Raw genomic sequence first — 7,786 nt, forward strand, 5'->3', positions numbered from 1 at the left:
CCCGGCCAACACCGGGCGGGCGGTCCCGCCGACGCCCAGGACGACCGCCGTCGGTTCGGGGGGCAGCTCGTCGAACCCGGCGAGTGCCCCGGTCACCCCGTCGACGTCCGTGCAGTCGGCGAACCAGCCGGTCTCCCGCCGGACGAGGGTGTTGGCGCTGCCGACGATCCGGGCGCGCTCGCTGACCTCGGTCGCGTACCCGAGGGCGGCGAACTTGTTCGGCATCGTCACCGAATACCCCACACGATGGTCGGGAGACGAGTCGACCACGGCGGGCAGTTGCGCCTCCGTGCACTCGATCCGCTCGTAGGTCCACCCGTCGAGGCCGAGCGCCCGGTACGCGGCACCGTGCAGGACCGGGGACAGGGAGTGGTCCACAGGGTGGCCGAGTACCGCGGCCGATCGGGGCGAGCGGTCCGCGGCGCTATCGCCCACTAGAGCGGCGCTACCGCCCACTGGACAGGACCCCGTTCGCGATCGCCTCGCTCTGGTATCGCTCGTGCTGCGGGTACTCGTCGGCGAATCGGGTGGTCCCCTGCATGTCGACCGTGACGAAGTACTTCCACTGTCCTTCCGCGGGGTTCTCCATCGCCCGGAGCGCGTCGAGGCCGGGAGACCCGATCGGACCGTAGGGCAACCCGTCCATGGCGTAGGTGTTCCACGGCGTGACCGCGGCCCGATCGGCGTCGGTCGTCGCGATCTCCTGGTCGGCGAGGGCGTAGTTGACCGTCGAGTCGAACTGCAGGCGCATCGGCTCGTCGAGTCGGTTGAGGATCACCCGGGCGATCTTGTCGAAATCCTCGAGTGTTCCCTCCTTCTCCACCAGGGACGCCGCCGTGACCACCTGATAAGGGGTCAACCCGATCCTCTCGGCGGAGGGGACGAGGCCGGTGGCGTCGTACGCCTCGGTCGACGAGTCGATCAACTGGCGGAGGATCTCCACGGGCTCCGACTGCGGGTTGATGTTGTGAACGCCGGGCGCGATCAACCCCTCCAGTCGACGCACCGGGTCAGGGGCGCCGCGGACCTCGTTGATGGCCCAGTCGGGCACCCCGAGTTCGACGGGGTCGGCCTGGACGGCGGCGTCGACGATCTCCTGCGGAAGCCGGCATACCGGTGGGGCGTCCGGCTGGTCGAGGTCCCGCAGGCAGGTCGCGTCGGCGATGAGTGTGTAGATGCCCTTCTCGGTGCCGCCGCCGACCACGACCGTGTCGAGCAGCCGCCCACCGGGATTGACGTCCATGAAGCCGACCCTGCTGCGGGGATCGGACAGGGCCTCGACCGCCGACGCGGCACTCATCTCCTGACGGACCTGGTAATAGCCCGGTTGGATGCCCTCGACCGAGGTCCCGGAAGCTGCGCCCGTGAAGGCCCGCGTGCTGGCCACGGTGCCGATGTCATACAGGCGATCCCCGACCACTCCCAGGGTGTCACCCGGTTCGACGTGCAACAGGGCGGTACCGGAACCCCCGCCCTCGAAATCCGGCGCGGCCGAGATCTCGCTGTTCGTCGCCCGGTACACCATCGCGGCGAAGGCCAGGACCACCCCGACCACGGCCGCGAGGAGTATGAACCGGATGGTGCCACTCGTTCGTGAGCGTCCTCGTGCCGCAGACATCGTGCTCCTTATCCGGTGGTTCAGGGAGCTGCCCGCCGGACAGCATCGTGCGTCGTGTCAGTTTATCCAGCCGGGTGGGTCGGGACGCCCGTCATCGGCGGGCGCGCCGTGAGTCGAGCCATGCCTGGAGCAGCACCACCGCGGCGGCCTGGTCGATCACGCCACGCTGCTGTCGGGTGTTCCTGCCCGCTCCGTGCAGGGCGGCCCCGGCCGTCACGGTGGTGAGTCGTTCGTCCACCGTCTCGACGTCGAGACCCGGCGAGGCGGCGGACAGCGCCGTGACGAACGATCGCGCCATCGCCGTCGAGGCGGTGTCCCGTCCCTTCAACGAGGTGGGCAGTCCGACGATCACGCCGACCGCGTCGTGCTCCTCGACAAGCTCAGCCAGGCGCCTCACCTCCGCCGTCCAGTCGGGGTCACCACTGGCGACCCGAATCGTCTCGACAGGAGTGGCCAGAATCCCGTCGGGATCGCACGAGGCGACACCGATCCGTGCCGTCCCCACGTCCAGCCCGATCCGACGTCCACGGGTCCATCCGGAGGAACCGGTGTCGGATGCCGTCACCCGGCGTCCCTGACGGCGGAGCGCAGGGCGGACACGGCCGCATCGATGCCGGACGGGTCGGTGCCGGCGCCCTGTGCCATGTCGGCCTTGCCACCACCCCGCGCCCCGAGCGTCGGTGCGATGGCCTTGACCAGATCTCCCGCGCGCAGACCGCGCTCCTGGGCGGCCGGGCTCACCGCGATGACGAACGGGACCTTGTCGGAACCCGCGGCGGTGAGGAAGATGACGCCGGCGTCCCCGCCGAGACGGCCCCTGAGGTCCGATGCGAGTGTCCGCAGGTCGCCCGCCGATCCTCCCGGGTCGTCGTGTGTCAGCAGCCGGATCCCGTCGAGGTCCTCGGCCGCCGACAGCAGGTCCCCGGCCCGAGAGGCGAGCTGGGCGGCACGCATCGATTCGAGGGCCTTCTCCGCCTCCCGCAACTTCGCGGTCAGCGCGGCCACCCGGTCGGGCAGCTCCTCGGCCGGTGCCTTGAGCGAGGTGGCCAGGCCCGACACGAGCGCACGTTCCCGGGCCTGATGTCGGTAGGCGTCCATGCCGACGTACGCCTCCACCCGCCGGATACCGGAGCCGACGGAGGCCTCGCCCAGCAGACTCACCGGGCCGATCTGCGCGGAACTGGCGACGTGGGTTCCGCCGCACAGTTCCATCGAGAACGGACCGCCGATCTCCACCACCCGGACCAGCGACCCGTAGTTCTCGCCGAACAGTGCCATGGCGCCCATCCGGCGGGCGTCGTCGAGGCTGGTCTCGATCGTGTTCACGCGATAGTCGGCGTCGACGGCGGCGTTGGTGATCTCCTCAACCTGGGCCAGGACGTCCGCCGGGATGGAACCCGACCAGTTGAAGTCGAACCGCATGTACCCCGGTTTGTTGAGCGAGCCCGCCTGGACGGCTTCCGGTCCGAGGATCTGCCGCAGCGCGGCGTGGACGAGGTGGGTGGCCGAGTGGCCCTGTGTGGCCCCCTTGCGCCACTCCGGGTCGACGGCCGCGGTGACGAGCTGGCCGGCCTCGACCTCGCCTCCCGTGAGGACGCCCTTGTGGATCCACAGCTTCTTGCCGATCTTCTGGACGTCGTCGACCTGCATCTGGAAACCGGCCGTGGAGATCATGCCGCGGTCCCCGAGCTGGCCACCGGACTCGGCGTAGAACGGGGTGCGATCGAGGACGAACTCGACCCTGTCACCCTCCCTGGCCACGGGGACGGATTCGCCGCCGGACACGATGCCCAGGAGTGTGGACTCGTCGGTGAGTTCGGTGAATCCGGTGAAGACGGTCTCGCCCGCGTCGAGGAAGTCGCGGTACACCGACAGGTCGGCGTGGGCGTGCTTCTTGGACCGCGAGTCCGCCTTGGCCCTCGCCCGCTGCTCGGACATCAGGGACCGGAAGCCCGCCTCGTCGACCTGGAGTCCGGCCTCGGCCGCCATCTCCAGCGTGAGGTCGATGGGGAACCCGTGCGTGTCGTGCAGCGCGAAGGCCTGGCGTCCCGACAGGGTCGCCGCCCCCGACTTCCTGGCGTCCTGCGCGGCGCGTTCGAACAGCTGGGTGCCGGACTCGAGGGTCTTGAGGAAGGCGATCTCCTCGGCCACGGCGATGCGTTCGATGCGCTCGTACCCGGCGACGGTCTCGGGGAACGACGGGCCGATCGCGTCCTTGACTGTGGTCATCAACTCGGCCATCGTGTCCCCGCCCGCCCCGAGCAGCCGGACCGAGCGGACGATTCGCCGCAGGAGGCGGCGCAGGATGTACCCGCGGCCCTCGTTGCCGGGGGTCACACCGTCGGCGATCAGCATGTACGCCGTGCGCGCGTGATCCGCGATCACCCGGAAACGTACGTCGGAGGCGCTGTCCGCCCCGTAGGTGCTGCCGGAGAGACGCTCGGCGGTGTCGATCACCGGGCGGAGCAGGTCGGTCTCGTAGACGTTCTCGACACCCTGGAGCAGGAACGCGACCCGCTCTATCCCCATCCCGGTGTCGATGTTCTGCTTGGGCAGCGGGCCCAGGATCTCGAACGCGTCCTTGCCGGTGCCCTCGCCGCGCTCGTTCTGCATGAACACGAGGTTCCAGATCTCGATGTAGCGGTCCTCATCCGCCTCCGGACCGCCCTCCGCCCCGTAGGCCGGGCCGCGATCGTAGAAGATCTCCGAGCACGGCCCGCACGGTCCGGGAACACCCATGGACCAGTAGTTGTCCGCCATCCCGCGACGTTGGATGCGGCCCTCCGGGACGCCGACCACGTCACGCCAGATGCCATACGCCTCGTCATCGTCGAGATAGACGGTGACCCACAGCAGCCCGGGGTCGATACCGAACCCGCCGTCATCGACGGACGAGGTGAGCAGTGACCACGCGTGCCGGATCGCCCCCTCCTTGAAGTAGTCACCGAAGGAGAAGTTGCCGGCCATCTGGAAGAAGGTGTTGTGGCGTGTGGTGATGCCCACCTCCTCGATGTCGAGGGTGCGCACACACTTCTGGATGGAGGTCGCGGTGGCGTGCTCCGGGGTCTCCTGGCCCAGGAAGTAGGGCTTGAACGGGACCATGCCCGCATTGACGAACAACAGGTTCGGATCGTCCAGTACCAGTGATGCGCTGGGGACCTCGGCGTGTCCGGCCCTGACGAAGTGGTCGAGGAATCGGCGCCGGATCTCATGGGTCTGCACAGGGGGCCTCACTGGGGTCTTGAGGAGGTGGTCGGACGACTGCTCAGCCTACCGGCGGCACTCCGGCGTCGAGGAACGGACCGGAAGAGCCTTCGAACGCCCTCGGCACGGACCCCGCCTGCGGGGACCGTGCCGAGGGGACTGCCGGCGATCCGGCCGGCGATCTGACGACGCGCGAGTAGCCGTATCAGCGCGGCATCGGGGGCAGGATGATGCCGAAGTTGGCGGCGGTGATGAACGCCTCCTGGGGAAGCAGACCGAGGCTGTGCGCGCCGGTCCCCCACACGCCCACCGAGGTGGCCACACCGACCAGGGTCGAGAAGATGCTCGCGATTCCGCTCATGATTCCTCCGAAAAGTGCTCGACGACTTGAATGTTGCGCCCGTTCAGACAGGCCTCATGAGTTTCACATATTTCGACCCGGGCAGCTAGGTGGATCCGCGGACGATGCCCCGCAGTCGGGTCAGTCTCGTGCGCAGGTCACGTTCGTAACCGTGTCCGGTGGGCGAGTAGTAGTCCCGACCCACGAGCTCGTCGGGAGGGTACTGCTGCGCCACCACCCCCGCCGGCGACTGGTGCGCGTAGCGATATCCGACGCCGTTGCCCAGCCCCTTCGCCCCGGCGTAGTGACCGTCCCGGAGGTGACGCGGGACCTCCCCGACGCCACCGGCGCGCACGTCGGCCATCGCGGCGTCGATCGCGGAGATGACGGCGTTGGACTTGGGCGCCGTCGCCAGGTGGATGGTGGCCTGGGCCAGGGCGAGGCGGCATTCCGGCAGCCCCACCTTCTGCACGACCTCCGACGCGGCGGAGGCGGCGAGCAGTGCGGTGGGGTCGGCCATGCCGATGTCCTCACTCGCGTGCACCATCAGTCGCCGCGCGATGAATCGCGGGTCCTCCCCCGCGACCAGCATCCGCGCGAGGTAGTGCAGGGCCGCGTCGGCGTCCGATCCGCGGATCGACTTGATGAACGCGCTCGTGACGTCGTAGTGCTGGTCACCGTCACGGTCGTAGCGCACCGGTGCCGCGTCCAGGCTGAGTTCGACCGTCTCCGGGGTCACCACCGCGTCCTCGGCGGCCCCCGCGGCGGCCTCGAGGATGGTCAGGCTGCGCCGGGCGTCGCCGCCGGAGAGCCGGACGATGTCCTCCACGGCGGCGTCGGTCACCTCGAGCGCACCCCCGTAGCCCCGCTCGTCCGCGACGGCCCGCCGGATCACCGTCGCCACCCCCGCCGCGTCCAGCCCCTGCAGCTCGGCGATGAGCGAGCGGCTCAGCAGCGGGGCTATCACCGAGAAGTGCGGGTTCTCCGTGGTGGCGGCCACCAGGAGCACGATCCCGTTCTCGACCGCGGCCAGCAGCGCGTCCTGCTGGCTCTTCGAGAAACGGTGCACCTCGTCGATGAACAGCACCGTCCGGCGGCCGTGGAGTTGACGCGTCCGGGCGTCCTCGATCACCGCGCGGACGTCCTTGACCCCGGCGCTCAGGGCGGAGAGCGCCACGAAGTGCCGTCCGGACGTGCTGGCCACCAGATTGGCCAATGTCGTCTTGCCCGTCCCCGGCGGCCCGTAGAGGATCACCGAGGACCCTCCCCGGCCCTCGACCAACCGCCGCAACGGAGAGTTGGGTCGCAGGAGGTGCTCCTGTCCCACCACCTCGTCCAGCGTCCGTGGCCTCATCCGGACCGCCAGCGGAGATCCCGGGTCGACCTGCGGGACAGACCCCTCCCGCGGACCCGGTCGCGCATCCCCGGCCGCGAACAACCCTGCGTCTTCGCTCACGCGACCCAGGCTACCGACGGACCCCGACACCGCTTGGATGGTGAACATCAGGAGACGAACAGACCGTCCGGGTGGTCCGGCCCGTCGCGATGGGGTTGAGTGGAACCCGCGTGTGCCCCGTCACCACGGGGTAGACCTTGAGTCCGTACCCCTCCCGTCCAGCCCGCCCCCGAGGAGCCCCGCCCGATGAGCCGCCATCACGACGCCTGCCACGGACCCACCCTCACCCGCCGGGAGGCGCTGGCCGGGGCCGGTGTGGTCGTCGCCGCGGGCACGGTCGGGGTCACCATGCTCGCCGAGCCGGCCCCGGTCTGGGCCACGCCGACGCGGCCGGTCGCCGACGACCTCGACGTCTACGTCCTGGTCACCGACGGGATGCGACCGGACGAACTCAACCCGGCCCAGGCCCCCACCCTGCACCGGTGGGCCTCCGACGGGACCAGGTTCACCGACGCGACGTCGGTCATGATCGCCGAGACGCTCCCGAACCACGCGGCGATGGTGACCGGAGTCCTGCCCGAGCGGAACGGGGTCCCGGCCAACTCGGTCTGGGACCACGCGACCGGCACCGACAGGACACTCGACCGGCCGGATGACCTCCGCGCACCGACGGTGCTCGACCGGATCCGGACCGAGGCGGGCCTGACCACCGCGAGCGTGTTGAGCAAGGACTACCTCCACGGCCTGTTCGGCGGACGCGCGAGCGTGCAGTGGGCACCGTTCCCCCTCGTTCCGGTCACCGACCACTCCCTCGACTGGTTCACCGTCGAGGCACTCAAGCAGACCGTCACCGACCACGCCCCGAGGATGACCTTCGTCAACCTGGGTGACATGGACCGATTCGGACACATGGACCTCTCGGGAACCTCGCTGCGACTGGCGCGCAACCAGGCGGTGTACAACTCCGACCACAAACTCTGGGAGTTCGAACAGTTCCTCCGCTCGACCGGCCGGTGGGAGCGCTCGGTGGTCATCGTCCTGGCCGATCACGGGATGGACTGGTCGGAGCCGCTCAGTCTGATCAGCGCCGCCGGGGCGATCGAGGCCGACGCGGCGATCCGCGGGCGGTTCGGCATCGCCCAGAACGGCGGGGCCGACACGTTCGCCTATGTCGGTCCGGCGAGCGAGCGCGACGCCTCGCTCCGGCGGCTGCGCGAGGTCGTCGGCG

6 protein-coding genes and 1 pseudogene are annotated in these 7,786 nt (G+C 69.8%); 1 reads left to right on the forward strand and 6 read right to left on the reverse strand.

From position 1 onward, the window contains the following. The 6 genes and pseudogenes from G6019_RS14090 to G6019_RS14115 all read right to left on the reverse strand — a co-directional run. A pseudogene (locus G6019_RS14090) lies at positions 1 to 435 on the reverse strand (shikimate dehydrogenase); the annotation flags it as partial. A 10-nt stretch (positions 436 to 445) separates the two neighbouring features. Next, entirely contained in the window at positions 446 to 1,618 is a 1,173-nt protein-coding gene (locus tag G6019_RS14095; RefSeq protein WP_182613291.1) for an endolytic transglycosylase MltG, read from the reverse strand. Positions 1,619 to 1,709: 91 nt separating this feature from the next. After that, the gene (gene ruvX, locus G6019_RS14100) at positions 1,710 to 2,183 is read right to left on the reverse strand and encodes a Holliday junction resolvase RuvX (RefSeq protein ID WP_107756539.1); all 474 of its coding nucleotides are present in this window, start codon (positions 2,181 to 2,183) and stop codon (positions 1,710 to 1,712) included. Continuing rightward, positions 2,180 to 4,840, reverse strand: coding sequence for an alanine--tRNA ligase (gene alaS / locus G6019_RS14105; RefSeq protein ID WP_182613290.1), 2,661 nt, complete (start codon positions 4,838 to 4,840; stop codon positions 2,180 to 2,182). The genes ruvX and alaS overlap by 4 nt, the downstream gene beginning before the upstream one ends. Before the next feature lie 187 nt (positions 4,841 to 5,027). Beyond that, the gene (locus G6019_RS14110; RefSeq protein WP_017836862.1) at positions 5,028 to 5,183 is read right to left on the reverse strand and encodes a hypothetical protein; all 156 of its coding nucleotides are present in this window, start codon (positions 5,181 to 5,183) and stop codon (positions 5,028 to 5,030) included. Between the two features lie 85 nt (positions 5,184 to 5,268). After that, the gene (locus G6019_RS14115; protein WP_375292901.1) at positions 5,269 to 6,648 is read right to left on the reverse strand and encodes a replication-associated recombination protein A; all 1,380 of its coding nucleotides are present in this window, start codon (positions 6,646 to 6,648) and stop codon (positions 5,269 to 5,271) included. A 156-nt stretch (positions 6,649 to 6,804) separates the two neighbouring features. On the opposite strand from G6019_RS14115, the gene G6019_RS14120 reads away from it, so the two are divergent. Then, a partial coding sequence (locus tag G6019_RS14120) for an alkaline phosphatase family protein (protein ID WP_182627837.1) occupies positions 6,805 to 7,786 on the forward strand: 982 nt, incomplete at its 3' end.

Source organism: Dietzia sp. DQ12-76 (assembly GCF_014145045.1).
Classification (GTDB): domain Bacteria; phylum Actinomycetota; class Actinomycetes; order Mycobacteriales; family Mycobacteriaceae; genus Dietzia.

Coding starts and splice junctions, on each gene's coding strand:
- G6019_RS14095 (WP_182613291.1), bottom strand. CDS start 1,618: ATGTCTGCGGCACGAGGACGCTCACGAACGAGTGGCACCATCCGGTTC.
- G6019_RS14110 (WP_017836862.1), bottom strand. CDS start 5,183: ATGAGCGGAATCGCGAGCATCTTCTCGACCCTGGTCGGTGTGGCCACC.